Here is a 1,476-nt window from a genome sequence, read left to right as displayed (position 1 = left end):
TCCACCGCCATTTTGGCGATGACCTTGAACAAGCCCGCGCTGCCTTCGATGACTATGCGGGCGAATACCGTTCGATCGCAGATTTTGCCGAAGAACTGACCCGCGAGTGCGGCACCGAAATCCCGGCCTCCCTCCAATACTACATTGATTGGGACGCGATGGGCCGGGACATGGAGCTGAACGGCGACATCTTCACTGTCGAGACCGGATTCGATCAGATCCACATCTTCTGGTCGCGGTGAACGTCATGGCCAGATACCAGACCAGACCGCGCGAAGACGGCCGTGGCCCTTATCGCTGGGCACATGTCGTGAAGACCCCGGCAGGGTTCGCGCAGGGCAGCATCTATCGTCAGGCAGGTAACGAGCTTGATGACGGCGAAGCACGGGCGCTGCGCGGCGTCTGCGAACTGCATGGCTTCGAGATTCGGAGGGTGTCGTGAGCTTTTCCGAACGCTTTGCCGCCTTTGCCTGCCCCGGTGACACGATCACCTGTGAGGCGGACGGATTCACCGTGATGGCACAAATCGTCCTGGACGATTGCCCGGATGCGCCGGATCAACGACAGGACGGATTCTGGCCCTCGCTCTATAAGGATGCGCCCGGTTTTATCGGTCCCGGAAACGGGTTCCGCGAGCGCTTCGCAAAGGCGCAGGCCGAGGCCGAAGCTGTCATGGAGGCATGGCGGAAGGGCGACTGGTTCTATTGCGGGATCGTGCTCTCCGTCACGCTCGAAGGCGTCACGCTGGACTCTCACGCCGCCAGCCTCTGGGGCGTCGAGGCGAACTATCCGGGATCGGATAATGCCCACCTGAGCGAGGTGGCAAACGACCTCCTGCCGGAGGCCTTGGACACCGCCCGCACGGTGCTTGTGCACCTCCGCGCAGTCCCGGCAGGTGAGGCGCGGACATGAGCCGCGCCCTCACCGAAGCCGAGCGGATTCTGGGTCCGCGACCTCAGATGACGCTGGTCGTCGAGGACGACCGCGTGGTTGAAATCTGGATTGCGGGGCGCGCACCGCACATCCGCGTCCGCGACTATGACTGGGGCCGGACCGACCCGGCCCCCGCCTTCGACCGCGAAGGCTTTCCTTATTCCGACATTCACTGGAGCGGCCCGGCATGGGCGCTTGGCCTCTCCCTTTACCCGCCAGAAAAGGAGACCCCGATGGCACAGCCCGACCTCACACATATCCCGCTCGATAAGCTGAGCGTTTCCAAACTTAACATGCGCCACGGACGCAAGAAGCCGGACGTGTCCGACATCCTGCCTTCCATCCGCGAAAAGGGCATCCGCCAGACGCTCCTCGTCCGCCGCGAAGGCGACGGTTACGGCGTCATCGCAGGCCGCCGCCGCTATTTCGCGCTGCTCGAACTCGCCAAGGAAACCGGCACCAATCCACTCGTCCCTTGCGCCATCATGAGCGAGGAAGATGCAGCCTCGGCCATCGAGGCGTCCATCATCGAAAATGTCGCCC

The 1,476-nt window shown here is 63.0% G+C and carries 4 protein-coding genes; all 4 read left to right on the top strand.

The window, feature by feature from the left end; genetic code table 11:
• Nucleotides 1–242, top strand: a 242-nt coding sequence (locus HY26_RS17950) for an antirestriction protein ArdA (protein ID WP_146740273.1), incomplete at its 5' end; no start/stop codon positions are given.
• A gap of 5 nt (nucleotides 243–247) precedes the next feature.
• Complete coding sequence (locus HY26_RS17945) at nucleotides 248–442, top strand: hypothetical protein (RefSeq protein WP_112074268.1); 195 nt, start codon at nucleotides 248–250, stop codon at nucleotides 440–442.
• Nucleotides 439–912 carry a hypothetical protein gene (locus tag HY26_RS17940; RefSeq protein ID WP_112074267.1) on the top strand — a complete coding sequence of 158 codons (474 nt, stop codon included), beginning with the start codon at nucleotides 439–441 and terminating at the stop codon, nucleotides 910–912. Before HY26_RS17945 ends, HY26_RS17940 begins: the two co-directional genes overlap by 4 nt.
• The coding region (locus HY26_RS17935) for a ParB N-terminal domain-containing protein (RefSeq protein ID WP_158531557.1) at nucleotides 909–1,476 on the top strand (568 nt) is incomplete at its 3' end. The genes HY26_RS17940 and HY26_RS17935, both read left to right, overlap by 4 nt.

The organism is Hyphomonas sp. GM-8P (assembly GCF_003263315.1).
Classification (GTDB): Bacteria; Pseudomonadota; Alphaproteobacteria; order Caulobacterales; family Hyphomonadaceae; genus Hyphomonas.
Note: the sequence above shows the minus strand (reverse complement) of the source record. Positions and strands in the feature narration are given on the sequence as shown.

Bases quoted from the DNA above. Each gene is read 5' to 3' on its own strand.
- HY26_RS17945 (WP_112074268.1), top strand. From the start codon at position 248: ATGGCCAGATACCAGACCAGACCGCGCGAAGACGGCCGTGGCCCTTAT.